Below are 14,832 nucleotides of genomic sequence, written 5' to 3'. Positions count from 1 at the left end.
GCAGCCTATGGAAGGCTGGACGGTTGTTGCAGCTGCTATTGCTGACGCTGGCGGCCGAGGACGCCGGCCGGCGATCGTCGTCACGGCTGCGTCCAACCTCGACGACGTCCGGAACGTTCGGGTGCAGGTTCGCGTCGCTGCGACAGATGCCGTCGTTTTCGACAGCGATAACCTGCCGTATGACGCGCCTTATAGCTGGACGCTTTCGGGGGCGTGGCTTTTGCCGGCGACGGTGTATGAAGTGCGCGGCCGCCTTATTGCACAAACGGCAAGTCGTCGGACGCTGTGGTCGATCTGGCTGACGGTTACCACACCGAACCTGTTGGTGATCGCAGAAGACATTCTCGACAACGCCATCACGCAGCAGAAGATCATCGACGGCGCCATCTCCGCCAACAAGATCATGGATGGTGCTGTCGAGGCGCTGAAGCTGGCCGACATGGCGGTTACCGAAAACAAGATCGCGATCGGCGCGGTGACGAAGGATCTGATCGCCAGCGGCGCGATCGTCGCTGACAAGTTCGCCGGCGGCATCGGTCCCGTCGGCATCATCACCGGTTCGACGGTTCCGACGACGAAGACGCTTGAGGTGATTACGGTTGCTGGCAAGCTCTACCGCTGGAACGGCATCAAATACACGGCCGACGTGCCGGCAGCCGATATTGCTGGCACGATCGCCGGAAGCCAGATCGCGGACAATGCGATCGATGCGACGAAGTTCGCGAATGGCCTGAGCCCTGTCACGAACGTTTCCGGCTCGACCGTGCCAACGGTCAAGTCCACCGACGTCATCACAGTCGCTGGCAAGCTCTATCGGTGGAACGGCACGAAATACACTGCCGACGTCCTGGCCGCCGATATCGCAGGGACCATCACCGGAGGGCAGATCGACGCCGGTGCGATCGATGCCACGAAGTTCGCCAGCGGCCTGAGCCCGGTCGGCAATATCTCAGGCAGCACGGTCCCGTCGACCAAGTCCACGGACGTGATCACAGTCGCAGGCAAGCTCTATCGGTGGGACGGCACCAAATACACGGCCGCGGTTCCCACGCAGGATCTGACCGGGACCGTGACAGCAGACCAGATCGGGGCCAATGCCATCACTGCGGGCAAGATCGCGGCCGACGCCATCACGTCCGCCAACATCCAGGCCGGCGCCATCAAAACAGATCAGCTCGCCGCCGGCGCGATCACGACGAGCAAGCTTACGATCATGGATCAAAGCAACCTCGTAGCCGGCGAGCTGCTCGACGGCGCTGCATGGAACGGCGGCATGGTTGCTGATTGGTCGCTGATCAGCTCCTCCGCCTCGCAAGACGAGCTTGGCCGCGTGATGATCTACACGGGCCCGAACGTCTCTGGAGCTTCGGCCGGGGCTTTCGTCTCGTCGCAATTCTCCAATCGCTTCCCCGTCAATGTCGGAGAACCCCTTGCCGTCAATCTGAAGGTCCGCGGCTACGCAGCGGCCCGCGGTCAGTTCCGGGCAGAGATCAACTGGTCGGACAAGGACGGTGCGGACCTTGGCAGCCAGACGGTGAACGGCCAGACGGTCGTGTTCTCCGGAACGACGGCGACGACTGCAATCAGCGCCATCATGAGCCCGGTCGCTGGGGCGGTTACTGCTCGCCTGCGCGTGCGCGTCGCCTGCGATGCTTCCGGAAACTTCGTTCCGGCAGTGATCGTGCGGAGCATCTCTGTGCGCCGGGCAGCGTCGGCCGAGTTGATCGTCGATGGTTCGATCACCGCCGACAAGATCACGTCCAACGCGATCACGGCTGACAAGATCAACGCCAACGCCATCACCTCCGACAAGATCAACGCGAACGCGATTACCGCCGGAAAGATCGCGGCCGACTCGATCACGTCGGCCGCGATTCAGGCGGGTGCTGTCAAAGCGGACCAGATCGCGGCTGGCGCGATTACTGCCGGCAAACTGACCATCATGGATCAAAGCAATCTGGTGGCCGGAGAGCTTCTTGATCCGGTCGCCTGGAACGGCGGCATGAATGGTGACTGGTCTCTGCTGGCGTCTACGACATCGCTGGATGATTTGGGTCGCGTCATGCTGTACGCTGGCTCGAGCCGTGCAGGTCAGCCTGCGAACCAATTCGTGTCGGATCAGTATTCCAATAACTTTCCGGTCAACGTCGGCGAACAGATTGCCGTAGGCTTAAAGGTGAGAGGATATGCGGCGGCTCGCGGTCAGTTCCGTTGCGAGATCCAGTTCCTCGCCAAGGATTTCGATAACGTTGATAGCCAGAACGTCGGCAATCAGAACGTCTTTTTCACTGGCTCCACCGCCTCGACTGCCCTGACGCAAATATTCAATCCGCCAGCTGGATCGGCATATGCGCGCCTGCGTATGCGCGTGGCTTGTGATGCGTCAGGCAACTACGTCCCCGCCGTCGTCATTCGGAACATCTCGGTCCGTAGGGCAGCATCCTCGGAGTTGATCGTTGACGGCGCGATCACGTCGGACAAGGTCATGGCGAACGCGATCAGTTCGGACAAGATCCAGGCGAACGCCATCACGTCGGACAAGATCACGACGAACGCCATCACGGCCGGAAAGGTCGCGGCCGGCGCGATCGACACCGACAAGCTTGCGGCCAATGCGATTACGGCCGACAAGATCGACACCAATGCCATCACTGCGCAAAAGATCGCAGCCGGCGCCATCACGGCGGTCAAGATCGGTGCGGGCGCGATCACGACGGATAAGCTCGATGCCAGCGCCGTCACGGCGGATAAGGTCGCTGCGAATGCGATCGGAGCCAACCAGATCGCTGCCAACGCCATTACGGCAAAACATCTGATCCTCACCGACTTCACGAATATGGTTCCGGACAACGCGCTTCAGGATCCCGGTGCGTGGACATTCGGAGGCGGAGGCTCGGCGCCGTCAATCGGCTCTTACGATGTAAATGGTCCGGCTCTGCGCTTCCTCGGGGATGGCAATGCCGCAACCGGGACGACCTATATTGCCGACGCCTATTCTCAGGACTTCGATGTTCGTCCGGGGGATGAACTGCGTTTTGGGGCGACGATCGATTTCAACTCGTCGACAAACCAGGGCGTGCGAATTTACATCAACTTCTTCGATGTGAACAACAGCGTCATAACGGCTCCAGCTTATGGCGAAGCACCCGCAGCCAACCTGAGCCCAAGGAACGTTGCCGTTAACACGGTCGTTCCCGATGGCGCGGTGAAGGCACGCTACTACGTCCGGAGGCTGGCGCCGACGGCCGGCGCATCCGCAAATGGATCGCTCTATGTCTGGAACCCGTTCTGCTACCGGCGCGCCAATGCCGATCTGATCGTCGATGGCGCGATCACGGCGGACAAGATCAACGTCAACAGCCTGACGGCGATTAACATCAAAGTCACGAATGCCGACATCACGGACCTGACGCTGAATGGCGAAAAGCTCGTCAACGGCGCGATCTCGGCCGTCTACTACAACACGTCCTCCGCTTCCGTTCCAAAATCCGCAACGACCACGATCCTGTCGCGCACGATCAGCCTGGCTGACGACGAGCGCCTGATCATCGACGCCTTCTGGAACCTGCGCGGCTTCATGACGGCCGTGAACGCGGAGGTGTTCTACGCTGGTGAAGTTCAGCTGAAGGTCGGCAGCACTGTTCTCGATACGGTGAAGATCCAGGGGCCGGCTATCGACACCTATGGATGCTCCAGCCAACCGATCTCCGGCAGCTACACCAAGAACGGCGCCGGGAGCGTCACAGTCTCGCTCGTCTTCATTCTCGGCTCAGGCGGGGCCATGCGGAACAACAATAAGGACATGGGCTACTTCGGAACGTCATCCGGCTTCACGAACGACGGCACGTCCTGGACGATTACAAGGCTGAAGAAATGAGCGACGCTCTCGAAGGCGGGACGATCGCTCCGCCGCCTCCGCCACCTGTATTTGATGCCGACGCACCCGAGCCTACGCCGGGTGAGCTGTGGTTCGTCGTCTACCATCCAGCGACGGGCACCATCCTGCAGCATGGTAATGCATTCGGTGAGGAGGACTATCAGCTCCAGGTCTCGGCATTCTCCGAGCCGAACATCGCCAGCCCGATCCGTCTACATCCGATCAACCTCTACTTCGTTGACGTCACCGTGCCCGCGATCGTCCATCGCCCGGAAGGTGAGCCCTTCGAGCCTATCCCGCTTTCCAGTAACGACGTGGACCGAGAGCGCGATCGGCGCATCGCCGCTGGCTTCACATTCATGGGGAACCTCTACCAAGCCCGCGAGCAGGATCTCCGCAACATCAATGGTGCGGCCACCGGCGCCGCACTGGCGCTGATGCAGGACGCCCAGCCGGGCGATCTGCGCTGGCAAGGCGGCGACACCGACTTCGGATGGATCGCGGCCGACAACACCATCGTGCCGATGGACGTCGTCACGATGGTCAACTTCGGTCGCGCTGCCATGGCCCACGTCGAGCGGCTCACCATGACTGGCCGATCGCTGAAAGACCGTCTCGCCACTGGCGAGGCGCTGGATATCACCAACGACGCTCTCTGGAGCGCCTGACCTTACGCCTCCGGGCAACCTCAAAGGACATCGTTATGAAGACCACCTTGGATATCCAATCCGAGCTGCAACGCCGTGGCTATTATCAGGGCGAACTGGACGGCATCCGTGGCCGTCAGACTATCGCGGCCGTCAAACAATTTCAGCGTGCGCAGGGACTGTGGATCGACGGCGTCGCCGGCGGGAAGACAATCGCGAAATTGTTCCCTAACGAAGCGGCCGTCGCCAACGACAACTCACCGGATGCTACGCCGTGGCTCGATCTGGCCTACCGCAAGAAAGGCCTGCACGAGAGGATCAACAATGCCGAGCTCCGCTCCTTCCTGAAGTCGGACGGCAAGACGCTCGGCGATCCGGCCAAGCTGCCTTGGTGCGGTGATTTCGTCGAGACCTGCCTCGCCATCACCATGCCGGACGAGATCCTGCCGGTGAACCCGTACGGTGCCATGAACTGGGCCGCCTTCGGCAAGGCGACTAAGCCGAAGAAGGGCGCGATCCTGTCGTTCTGGCGTGGCACCCCGGACAGCTGGCAGGGCCATGTTGGTTTCTACGTCGGCGAGGACGCAACCCACTTTCATGTGCTCGGCGGCAACCAGTCCGATGCCGTGACCATCTCCCGCATCGAAAAGAAGCGCCTGCGCGTCAATGGCGCACGCTGGCCGCTCACCGCTCTCGCCACGGCTGAAATCGCAGTCGTAAGCGACGGTGCCACACTCACTGAAACCACCAACGAAGCTTGAAGGAAAGCGACATGACATACCGGAAATACATTTCGATCGCGGTGCTCGCCGTGATCGCCGCCGTGGTGATCGGGACCATGGCTTTCGCTCAGGATGCGGCGCCCGTCGTAGCGCGATCCTCCATCTGGTTTGATCTCTGGCAGATTCTGCAGCCGCTCGTCGTTATGTTCGGCTCGATCGTTGGGCCGGTGTTGATCACCTGGATCGGCGCTCGCGTCATTGCCCTGCTCAAAATTACCGACGTGGCCAAACGGCTCGAGATCGAGACGCAGCTCCGCAACGCAATCCATGCAAGTGCGGCGAATGCCATCCGGTTCGCGGTCGCTAAGGCGGGCCTCGTCCCTGGTGCTGTTATCACGCCTCAGTTGATCGAGACTGCTACTAGCTACGTCGTCGAGAAAAATCCTGACGCTCTGGCAAGGCTCGGCGTGACCGAAGACATGCTGCGCGAGATCATCACCTCGAAGGTACCTGACCTCGCAAAGGTCGTCAGCGCGCCGGCGAGAGCCTGAGCTGATGAACGGCGAGAGCTACACGGGTCCAGGTGTCTGGATCCGTATCCAGCACAGGTTCGGCCCGCGGAACATGGAATGGTTTTCCGGGGCCGTAACGACGACGTTCGGTGTTGTTGTCCTGATAGGTGACGACCTTTTCTCCCAGCCGTCCTGGGCCGGTTTCCGTGACTTCTTCGGCACGCAATCCTCTTTCGGCACCATCATGCTGACCCTGGGGATGCTTCGCCTGGTCGCCTTGGTCATCAACGGCGCAAAAAAGAAGGTGACGCCTCAAATTCGGCAGGTCGCTGCAGGGTTCGGGCTCATYATCTGGTTCGGCGTTTGCGCCGGGTTTTACAGTTCGGGCGTCATCAGCACCTGGCTGGCGATCTATCCTTGGCTCGTGATCGCGGAGCTGACCAACATCTATNATCTCGGAACGCTTCAGGGGCTCATTATCTGGTTCGGCGTTTGCGCCGGGTTTTACAGTTCGGGCGTCATCAGCACCTGGCTGGCGATCTATCCTTGGCTCGTGATCGCGGAGCTGACCAACATCTATCGTGCTGCGCATGATCAGGGAGAGACCCGCAATGGACGAGCTGCTTAAGTCGCTGCCCGCTGAAGCTCTGTTCGGCCTCGGCGCCGTCATCGGCATCGGCGTACTGGTACGCTACTTCGGGCTCGGGCAGGGGCAACGNCTGCTTAAGTCGCTGCCCGCTGAAGCTCTGTTCGGCCTCGGCGCCGTCATCGGCATCGGCGTACTGGTACGCTACTTCGGGCTCGGGCAGGGGCAACGCGCCAGTCCCGAGCACTCGGCAGCTTCAGCTCAGGTTGCGGCCGTGATCGTCGATCCCTCTGCCTTGAACAAAGCGACTGCCGCGATCGAGGCGCAGACGCTCGAGGCCATTCACTTTCGCAAATCTACTGAGCGCGCGGTCGACGACTTCGGCGATCGCATTCGGGACCTCACGCGCAGCATTGACGCGATGCGCGAGGAGATGATCCGCAAGGGTCGATGAGCGTCTTCTCCCAAAAACAAGGATACCTCCCATGGCTCTTTCAGGCGTTCATGTCACCTGCGGCTACGTTATCGACCGCCGCGGCGTAAAGTTGTTTTCTCCTCTCTNTCCCAAAAACAAGGATACCTCCCATGGCTCTTTCAGGCGTTCATGTCACCTGCGGCTACGTTATCGACCGCCGCGGCGTAAAGTTGTTTTCTCCTCTCTGGTCCGAGACCGTCGCGATCGGCGGAACGACGACACAAGTCGCACCGGGGGTGCAGCAGGGGCTCGTTTCGGAAGATGAGGCTTCGCTCGTCTTTCGCGTTCGCGCACCATCCTCGTCCGAGATCTACGTTGCTGCGGATGCTGCGCCCGACGCGTCGCAAGCTGTTGGCAGTCAGAGGTCGACCGTCCGTCAACATCTCGTTGGTGGTCAGGAAAAAGACCTTCCTGCTAAGGCTGGGTGGAAGTGCAACGCGGTGGCTGCGTGATGGAGAAGCTCGTCGGTAGAAGCCTCGATTATATCGGCGACGTCGTCACGGCGATCGGCGAGCGCAAAGGTAGCACCCCAGGGCAGGGTGGCGGGGCGCCGTCCGGCTACGCCTACGCCCTCGATAACGACAACTCTATCGCGGTCGATGCCGACGGCGCTCGCGGTATGGAGGCCGCATAACCATGGCTGATAAACTTCTCACCGCTTTCCATGTCTGGCGCCATAACCTTCGTCTGAACCTCTGGGACTACAACGGCGACAGTCGTGCCAAGCAGCACCATGTCTCGGCTGTTCTTCCACGCCCGATCGGCAAGGCGGCGCTCGGTCCGCTCAACTGGGGGAATGCGCTTTCTGGGCAGCGCATGACGCTTGGAGGTTCGTTCGCAACATCGGGATCCCGCTCTGACCAGTACATTCTGGAATACAAGGCGGCGCGCCTCGCCAGTCATGCGGGTGTGTCGTTCTGGAACTCCGGCATCGTCAACAACGTTGCGCAGGCTCTGGCTGGCTACACCGACCTGATCTCAGGCCTGGCAGTCACCGTCGCAAACGTGGCTCTCTTTTCGCTTCAGGGTCTGATCACAGAATGGGAACTCGACCTTGCGGCTGGCAAGCGTGTCATTGTCTGCACCGAGCCCGGCGCAACCAACCTTAACCCGGCCCAGGTCGCCGCGGTGCACGAGTACAACATGCGTCTGAAGTGCTGGGCGGATACGCGACCGGGCGTTATCCTGCTCGACGTGACGCCTGTGCTTTGGTCGCCGGCTGGCAGCGGCACTGCCATCGCATTCAAGGCAGGGTATCTGCAGCCCGGCGATCCTACGCACCTCAGCCCGCTTGGCGCCTACATGCTCGGCAAGCTCATCTTCGCGCCCCTGATGCGCCAGTTGTTGCCCGAGCGCGATCGCGCGGTTGTCGCGGCGCATGACGCCTACAACGTCAACCCGCGCCAGTTGGCTGCCAATCCACTGCATACGGCTCTGACAGGTGGCAATACGCAGACGAACGTCACCGTCTCCAGCGGCACGGTGCCTGGATCTCGCAATGTGCGGGCAGACGTTCCGATGTCGGTGGCAATCATGTCGGAGGACGTCGTGGCGGGGGATGCCGCATCTGGCAAAAACGTCATTCTGTCGCTCACGAACGGGGCAACAGCCGGCATCTTCACCTATGAGGTGTTTTCCCCGGCAACGGCCTATTGGGCCGTCGATAGCCTGATCGAGACAGGCGCAGAAGTCGATGTCGCCGCAAATGCCGGCGGCGCGCATGTCTTTCTCGGCTGCGACATCAATACTAACAACGGCACAAAGCAGGCCTGGGACATGTACGCGACACGCGGGCAGGGTGCCGGACCAGCTGAAGCCTACAGCCTGTCGCTCAAGTCCGAAGTCGAGCAGCCTTTGGCGGGCGCAGCGTCGACGGGATACATCGCGTCTGCAGTCCGTGTCGCCCTTGACGGAAACGCATCTTGCGTCGTCAAGATTCGGCGGATGTGGGGATATCTGCGCTACCCGGCTCCGGCTTGGTAGGGCGTAGCCACCCCACCGTCTCAGTAAAGAAGAAAATGAATAACTGAGATTTCGTCTGAATCTAAGCTTGCCCGTCGAATGAGAGTTTAGAAAAGGGGACATGATGAAATTTTGGGATGTCGTCAAAGCTGACATGCGTGCAAATGCCGGTCATGCGAATATGCTCAAGCTTCTCCCGACATTCATTTGCAATCCTGGATTCGCGGCCGTATTCCTTCATCGTGTCGCATGCAAACTGCGGCAGGGAGGCATGGTCCGGCGTCGGCTTGGGCTACTCGTCTGGCGTTGGAACGTCGGCCGTTCGGCGTGTCATATCAATCTTGATAGTGATATCGCGCCAGGCCTCTTCCTTCCGCATCCCACAGGTTTCGTCATCGGATCGGGCGCCAAGATTGGGTCGGGAACCACGATCTACCAGGCGGTAACGATTGGGAAGACTGCTTCTCCGCAGTATCCGGTGATTGGCGCGGGATGTGTCCTCTATCCCAATTTCCTTGTCATCGGGCCTCTCGCGATCGGCGACCGCGCCATCGTAGGCGCGGGATCCGTCGTGTTGAAAAGCGTGCCGGCGGACAGCATGGTGGTCGGTAATCCGGCAAAAATGCTGCTGGTAGGCCATCCGCAGAATGCGGTCGCCCAGCCAGTATAACGCGTTTTATCGTCCGGTCCGTACGATGGCCTACAGATTGAGAGCTATGGTGGTTGAAGCACCTTGTTCGCACATCACCCATCATCTAGTGATGGGTGACATTGTTGCGCATGTGGACCAGAAGTTTGATCGGATCGTAGGCAAACTCGCGGCTGTATGCCTGAATGAGCCGTGCCAGGAACTCCTGGGTTTCACCGGCAGCCGCATGCATCTGCAGATGCCGGACACAGTCTGCGAATGATGGATTCATGCGCGTTCTCCGCGCTGTCGAGCAAGCCGCCTCATGAATAGGAGCCGGGCACAATGGCGAGAAACAAAGCGGTGGCCAGCCCAAGGATCAGCGCGCATTCCACGACAACGAGCAGTACTCGACGGATCAGAAATGAGCGTCGTGCTGCGATAGGGGATCGTGTGTGGTCGAACACCGAATGACTTCGAAGGGGAAGACTGCGATAAGCTGCTTTTCCTTCCCACTCATCGGCTGCAAAAACCGCGGTGTATTTGGCTAAACGCTTCTTGGAAGACATGATGTCCTCCTCATGTTGAGGCCAAGGCTTTTAGCCCTTAAGCGGCAGCGCCCGCTACATTTGCTGCAGAAGACTAACCCTGCGCCTTATGCGCACCGATGGCAATAGAGGCATGCGCAGAGCTCCATGCGATCCGCGACCGATCACAGCCAATCGCTCATGACTACGTACAACGCTACGTGAACCGGATAACTGCCTTGAATGCAAGCTCGCCTGCGACGGTACCGTCCTCGGTGGTGATCTCAAAACGGCTGCCGTCGATGACGTGATGAGCCAACACCTTCTCAGCGAGCATTTCCCGCGCAGCTTCGGATGCTTCCTCGTAAGCTTCTTCGAAGGTAGCAAACTCGGCACCCTCCAAATCCCGCTCGAGAACGTCATGCCTCCGAATGTTGAAGTAATAGTGGGTCATGATGGCTCCGTTCAGTAAGCGCACCGAACAGCCTAACGGCACCAACGTTCCCAGCCCATGATGATTTGGCGAGGTTTCATGCTATTTTTGCGCCGTGATAGCCTCAATGCGGCGCGACTTAACTCACGCCGTTCGTTCCGCGCGGTGGAAGCGGCAATCGATGTAAGAGGTTCTAGCAACAAGGGCTGCAAGGCTAGTTACGCAGGCTTCTAGGTAAAGTAACCAACTTGCTAGCTGGTCCTTCGATCGTGAAACTCAGATCGAATTGGACTACCCCTTCCGGGTCGACAACCACCATCTCCCACGTGTCGCCCATCCAGCTATTCATCTCGCCATCATTTATCATCTCAGAAAAGGCCCTCAGCGCTTCCATTTTGACGTCTTCAATCGTCTCGAAATCCAGTCCCACTTGATCGACAGCGAAAACTCCATTTCGAACGTGGAAAAAATAGCGGGCCATTTCTAGGCCCTTTCTGCGATAGCTTTTGAGTAAAGCCGATATTAACGGCGCATAAACTGCTTGATAAGGTCGAGCTCAATATGACGTGTAACGTAAAATTTCCTCGCGGACGCTCAAATCATTTGGTGCGGGAAATTTCGGCCGAGTTCACTTGGCAACTAGGCTTTGTCATTGTCGTGCTCATGGCCTAAGGCCCGCTCGGCAACCTTACTCGCCGTTGTCTAATGACTGAAGCGGTGATTGGGTCGCAGTACCGCGTGATACCGAAAACCTCATGCCCGTTGATCTCAAGGCCAATGTCTATAGCCTGCATGAGACCACGCACGGGAGAACCGCTTCCAATTAACTGTCGTGCGCTTTATAGATGGAGATAGCAATAGTGACAGGGATATCTTTTGCATGGCCATTATACGCGGCAGCATTTCCTACTGTTATGATTGCGAAAAACGACGATTTATAAAACCTGCAGTCAATAAATGAGAAATATAAACGCTTTAGTTTAAAATTTCACTTAACAATTTGTTGCTTTCGTGTAACGTTGAGAACGTCCTAAAACGAACGAGTTTGGGTAATTTAAGTCTATACAATTCTTGTTTGATGTGGGCGTCTCCCGCATGCGGCGCCTTGCGGGCCATTTAATGTCTATGGCGGACAGTATACGCACAGGTATGCGGCCGGTCGTCTAAAATCGATTTCAAAGTTTCGGCACAATTGTGCAGTCATTAATTGGAGCGGACATGATGCCCGTCGCAAGTTCAGTTATCGCTCATTTACCACTGCCACAGCCATACCACCTGCAGCGTGGATTGGATGACTTGCAAGTCGATGTGGAGGTATTAAAGCTCGCTATCATCGATGACCGGCCACTGGAACGGGAGTGCCTCGCGCGAGGTCTTGTAGCGAACGGTCTTCGCATGAACGTTGAATTGTTTTCGACGATCTCTCTGTGGCGCAACGCCGCAAACACCACATATGTCGGCCTACTTATTAACATTGGTCGTGGCGATTTTAGTAAGACTTCATTCCGGCAGGACGTCCGGCAACTGGTCGCCGACTATCCTGATATTCCTATAATCTTTCTTGCCGAAAATAGAGAGATTCGGCAGGTCATCGATGCATTTGAACTTGGCGTTCACGGCTATATCTCGTCAGCGATCGGCCTTGCCGTCTGCGTTGGCGCGATTTCTCTGGCTGTAGCTGGTGGCGTTTTCGTCTCGGCTGATAATCTTGATGAGCTGCGCCAGCTCATCGCAGTCTCTACGGACAGAGATCAGCGGCGTAGTGAAATTTTTACGAGCCGCGAGATCAATGTCATTGATGCTTTGCACAAAGGTAAACCTAACAAGATCATCGCATATGAGCTTAATCTTCGGGAGAGCACGGTTAAGGTGCATGTCCGAAACATCATGAAGAAACTTCAAGTACGCAACCGAACTGAGGTGATATTTAAGGTCTCTGCAATGTTCGACGACTGAAGTCGGAACGAAGTCGGAGTATCAGAGTTGCCTACAACTTTCGGCTTCGAGCTGTTTTGTTCGTGTTTTAGCCTAACCATTGCAGGCCTTTACATAGACGGCCGATGTGATTGATGTTGCAACAGCCGCGCATATAGCGATGCATGCAGATAGCACGTGCTGGCGCAATGGTTTGTCGCTTGCACGTCGAGCCCTTGTGCGAATGGAAAACGATGCACAGGCATATTGCTTATATTGCGCGAAAAAATGGCTATTCAATACAATGACGCACTGTTTTTGCGATGAGATCATAGCTCTATTGGTTTCCCACATCAGGCCGCCTCACCCTAACCGGCGAGGGGTTTTTTGCGTTTCTTTCCTGAGTGTGACGATTGTCCCGAAGTTAACTCCGCCTGATTGTGCGGAAGTGTGACGATGTCGATGGGGGCATTGTTCCAGCCCAGAATAGTGCTCCTTTCAATCCCTCATAAGTTCCCATGAACCAACCTGACAATATCCGGGTAGTCGGGGGTGTGTCCAAAAGTGGATCGACCCCCCTACGGCTAGCCCCGCAGCACAACGGCCAAACTACCGGGATCTTGGTAGTGCTCCCCGAGGTTGGGGGAAACCCCAAGTCGCTTACGATTTTGCCTCCCCTAAATGAAAGGGTGCCGCCAACCTTGGTAAGGTGGCGGCTAAATTTTTTGCTCATTGGGAAGTGACACCGCAACGGTGCACACCCATAGACGGCTTTTTGCGGCTGTAAGTTTCAGCCTTCCATCATGTCGCACGTAGCGCACCAGCGCCCCATCATCATCTGATAGGTAACACTATCGCCGCGCGAAACCGCGGCGAAAATGCAGGGTGCCGGAAGGGTCTTCCGAGAACAGTCCGACTTGGAGCTTAGACAAGTTTAACAGGGTTGGTTTGCTGTCACGGCCAGACCTCTTTCAAGGTCATCTTATAAAGTACAATTTATGTGATTCCAAATGCAACTTATAAAGCCCGGCGACCCCTAGGGCGTTTGCGCTTTGGATCGTTCGGTAGCTTGTGCTCTTCACCTATCGCAATAAGCTGTTGCAGCGTTTTGGACATCGAATCCACGATCTTGCAATGTTGAGATTGCTTGTCTCGTCTCTGAGAGAGAAGGCCTGCTTCCTTAAATATGAGCAAATGTTGAGAAGTCGCGGATGGGGAGAGTCCAATTGTAGTTGCCAGATCCGCGACTTTTATTTCTCCGCGAGCCATACCTTGCACCATCCGGATGCGCATAGGATTAGCAATTGCCCGAAGGATGTTGGCTGCACGTCCAGCTTGCTCTTCCGTCATAATGTATGCTGACTTTCAAATCATTAGTAGAACTTTAAATTAGCGTCCAGCTGCGGATGCACTACACTTAGCGACGCCAGTACCGCAATAGAGCACCACACCAATCTATCGATTTCTCGACGAAGGTAGGCGTCGTAGCGACCCCCTGGCAAGTGCACCAGCCTGGACTCCCCTCGGTTTTGCGTAGTCCGCACGATGGCTGGTGATTTTCGATCATGAATAGCTGTCTAAAATGGGCCAGAGCCAAAAGACGAGTCGCCGGTACCGCTGTTGGCACTGCTCGTCGGTCCAGCGTAAATGCGCGCCTGCTGTGAACGCATCGAAAGCGTAGACGCGAACAGGATGTCCGGGCGGCAGGGAATCAAGGTGCTTGAAAAAGCTCGCTAGAAACCTGTCGAATGCTTGTGCATCGAGGTGGGACTTGTTCGGGTCCACCAGTGTCAAACTATAAATTTCAGCGAGCGCTGCATCGACCTTCGCGTTGCGGGTAGCGAAACTCCTAGCCTTGCGCATTCAGCAATCCATCGCAGATATCATCCTCTGTCACGTTGTGGAACACCTTCGATTCTGTCAAGCGGGAGTAGGCCTGCCTCTCCCGCGTCAACGACACATCACATGTTCTTCATATTGTGGATGAATTGGGGCGAGTGGCTGTTCACAACAGAGTTGCCACAGATGCATTTGGGTGATTTTACTTGCCTTGCAAACTCGACTGATCTGGCGAGTGTGGTGCGTTAAGGGGCAAGTGCCTACATTCGCAGCAACAGCCAAGTTTGCCAGTAGCAGTCCGTTCAAAAAGTGACACAAATGACGGCGCGGATTTGGGAGGATCAATCGTGTCGTATCGCTTGGAGAGCTACCTCACCTGTGTCAGCCTCTCGCTGTTTCTTTGGAGTGCTCTCGGCTTGCTGGCCTACCAGAGTTAAGGTGACGACTACTCGAGCGGAAGAGCCATCTGAGACACTCGGCTACCATCACCGTCATACAAATCACGTGTGGTTGCAGCAATGATCTCAGTGGACTGTCTGTGTATTATGGGTCGCCGGCTCATCAACGGCCGTGACGTAGTAGACGACTGTGCCTTGTCGATCGAGAGAGAACTGAGGTCTCTCTGACCCTGCGGTGATCAGGTCGACCCAGTTATCGAACGGTGCAATCTGTAGATATCCACACAGGTCTAGTAAGTGACGCAAGTGCGG

The 14,832-nt window shown here is 57.3% G+C and carries 14 protein-coding genes and 1 pseudogene; 10 read left to right on the top strand and 5 right to left on the bottom strand.

Going from position 1 to position 14,832, the window contains the following annotated elements; genetic code table 11:
* From ASG25_RS23015 to ASG25_RS17855, 9 genes and pseudogenes are all read left to right on the top strand, one after another.
* A pseudogene (locus ASG25_RS23015) lies at positions 1-3,877 on the top strand (hypothetical protein); the annotation flags it as partial.
* A complete protein-coding gene (locus ASG25_RS17895; protein ID WP_062477021.1) occupies positions 3,874-4,545 on the top strand; it encodes a DUF4376 domain-containing protein in 672 nt (223 codons plus the stop codon). The pseudogene ASG25_RS23015 and the gene ASG25_RS17895, both read left to right, overlap by 4 nt.
* Positions 4,546-4,580: 35 nt before the next feature.
* Positions 4,581-5,285, top strand: coding sequence for a peptidoglycan-binding protein (locus ASG25_RS17890; RefSeq protein ID WP_062477018.1), 705 nt, complete (start codon positions 4,581-4,583; stop codon positions 5,283-5,285).
* A gap of 11 nt (positions 5,286-5,296) precedes the next feature.
* Positions 5,297-5,797, top strand: a complete 501-nt coding sequence (locus tag ASG25_RS17885; protein ID WP_062477016.1) for a hypothetical protein — start codon at positions 5,297-5,299, stop codon at positions 5,795-5,797.
* 680 nt (positions 5,798-6,477) lie between these two features.
* On the top strand, positions 6,478-6,798 hold a 321-nt coding region (locus ASG25_RS17875), incomplete at its 5' end, for a hypothetical protein (RefSeq protein WP_210168466.1).
* Positions 6,799-6,929: 131 nt separating this feature from the next.
* Positions 6,930-7,271: a hypothetical protein gene (locus ASG25_RS17870; protein WP_062477010.1), complete on the top strand. Its 342-nt coding sequence runs from the start codon at positions 6,930-6,932 to the stop codon at positions 7,269-7,271.
* Entirely contained in the window at positions 7,271-7,453 is a 183-nt protein-coding gene (locus ASG25_RS17865; protein ID WP_062477008.1) for a hypothetical protein, read from the top strand. Before ASG25_RS17870 ends, ASG25_RS17865 begins: the two co-directional genes overlap by 1 nt.
* 2 nt (positions 7,454-7,455) lie before the next feature.
* The gene (locus ASG25_RS17860; RefSeq protein ID WP_062477005.1) at positions 7,456-8,802 is read left to right on the top strand and encodes a hypothetical protein; all 1,347 of its coding nucleotides are present in this window, start codon (positions 7,456-7,458) and stop codon (positions 8,800-8,802) included.
* A gap of 100 nt (positions 8,803-8,902) precedes the next feature.
* Positions 8,903-9,451, top strand: coding sequence for a serine acetyltransferase (locus ASG25_RS17855; protein WP_062477002.1), 549 nt, complete (start codon positions 8,903-8,905; stop codon positions 9,449-9,451).
* Positions 9,452-9,536: 85 nt separating this feature from the next.
* Here ASG25_RS17855 and ASG25_RS22870 read toward each other — a convergent pair whose 3' ends face one another.
* From ASG25_RS22870 to ASG25_RS17845, 4 genes are all read right to left on the bottom strand, one after another.
* Positions 9,537-9,701: a hypothetical protein gene (locus ASG25_RS22870; protein ID WP_156466909.1), complete on the bottom strand. Its 165-nt coding sequence runs from the start codon at positions 9,699-9,701 to the stop codon at positions 9,537-9,539.
* Positions 9,702-9,732: 31 nt separating this feature from the next.
* Positions 9,733-9,978, bottom strand: a complete 246-nt coding sequence (locus ASG25_RS22865; protein ID WP_156466908.1) for a hypothetical protein — start codon at positions 9,976-9,978, stop codon at positions 9,733-9,735.
* A gap of 175 nt (positions 9,979-10,153) precedes the next feature.
* Entirely contained in the window at positions 10,154-10,390 is a 237-nt protein-coding gene (locus ASG25_RS17850; RefSeq protein WP_062476999.1) for a hypothetical protein, read from the bottom strand.
* A 193-nt stretch (positions 10,391-10,583) separates the two neighbouring features.
* Positions 10,584-10,850 (bottom strand): hypothetical protein, encoded by a 267-nt coding sequence (locus ASG25_RS17845; protein WP_062476997.1) that lies wholly within the window; start codon positions 10,848-10,850, stop codon positions 10,584-10,586.
* Between the two features lie 737 nt (positions 10,851-11,587).
* Here ASG25_RS17845 and ASG25_RS17840 point away from each other — a divergent pair.
* A complete protein-coding gene (locus ASG25_RS17840; RefSeq protein ID WP_244479440.1) occupies positions 11,588-12,325 on the top strand; it encodes a response regulator transcription factor in 738 nt (245 codons plus the stop codon).
* Between the two features lie 1,521 nt (positions 12,326-13,846).
* On the opposite strand, the gene ASG25_RS17835 is transcribed toward ASG25_RS17840, so the two are convergent.
* The gene (locus ASG25_RS17835; protein WP_062476994.1) at positions 13,847-14,146 is read right to left on the bottom strand and encodes a hypothetical protein; all 300 of its coding nucleotides are present in this window, start codon (positions 14,144-14,146) and stop codon (positions 13,847-13,849) included.
* Positions 14,147-14,832 lie beyond the last annotated feature (686 nt).

The sequence above is a fragment of the Rhizobium sp. Leaf384 genome (assembly GCF_001424065.1).
Taxonomy (GTDB): Bacteria; Pseudomonadota; Alphaproteobacteria; order Rhizobiales; family Rhizobiaceae; genus Ferranicluibacter.
Note: the sequence above shows the minus strand (reverse complement) of the source record. Positions and strands in the feature narration are given on the sequence as shown.

Coding starts and splice junctions, on each gene's coding strand:
- ASG25_RS17895 (WP_062477021.1), top strand. CDS start 3,874: ATGAGCGACGCTCTCGAAGGCGGGACGATCGCTCCGCCGCCTCCGCCA.
- ASG25_RS17890 (WP_062477018.1), top strand. CDS start 4,581: ATGAAGACCACCTTGGATATCCAATCCGAGCTGCAACGCCGTGGCTAT.
- ASG25_RS17885 (WP_062477016.1), top strand. CDS start 5,297: ATGACATACCGGAAATACATTTCGATCGCGGTGCTCGCCGTGATCGCC.
- ASG25_RS17870 (WP_062477010.1), top strand. CDS start 6,930: ATGGCTCTTTCAGGCGTTCATGTCACCTGCGGCTACGTTATCGACCGC.
- ASG25_RS17865 (WP_062477008.1), top strand. CDS start 7,271: ATGGAGAAGCTCGTCGGTAGAAGCCTCGATTATATCGGCGACGTCGTC.
- ASG25_RS17860 (WP_062477005.1), top strand. CDS start 7,456: ATGGCTGATAAACTTCTCACCGCTTTCCATGTCTGGCGCCATAACCTT.
- ASG25_RS17855 (WP_062477002.1), top strand. CDS start 8,903: ATGATGAAATTTTGGGATGTCGTCAAAGCTGACATGCGTGCAAATGCC.
- ASG25_RS22870 (WP_156466909.1), bottom strand. CDS start 9,701: ATGAATCCATCATTCGCAGACTGTGTCCGGCATCTGCAGATGCATGCG.
- ASG25_RS22865 (WP_156466908.1), bottom strand. CDS start 9,978: ATGTCTTCCAAGAAGCGTTTAGCCAAATACACCGCGGTTTTTGCAGCC.
- ASG25_RS17850 (WP_062476999.1), bottom strand. CDS start 10,390: ATGACCCACTATTACTTCAACATTCGGAGGCATGACGTTCTCGAGCGG.
- ASG25_RS17845 (WP_062476997.1), bottom strand. CDS start 10,850: ATGGCCCGCTATTTTTTCCACGTTCGAAATGGAGTTTTCGCTGTCGAT.
- ASG25_RS17840 (WP_244479440.1), top strand. CDS start 11,588: ATGATGCCCGTCGCAAGTTCAGTTATCGCTCATTTACCACTGCCACAG.
- ASG25_RS17835 (WP_062476994.1), bottom strand. CDS start 14,146: ATGCGCAAGGCTAGGAGTTTCGCTACCCGCAACGCGAAGGTCGATGCA.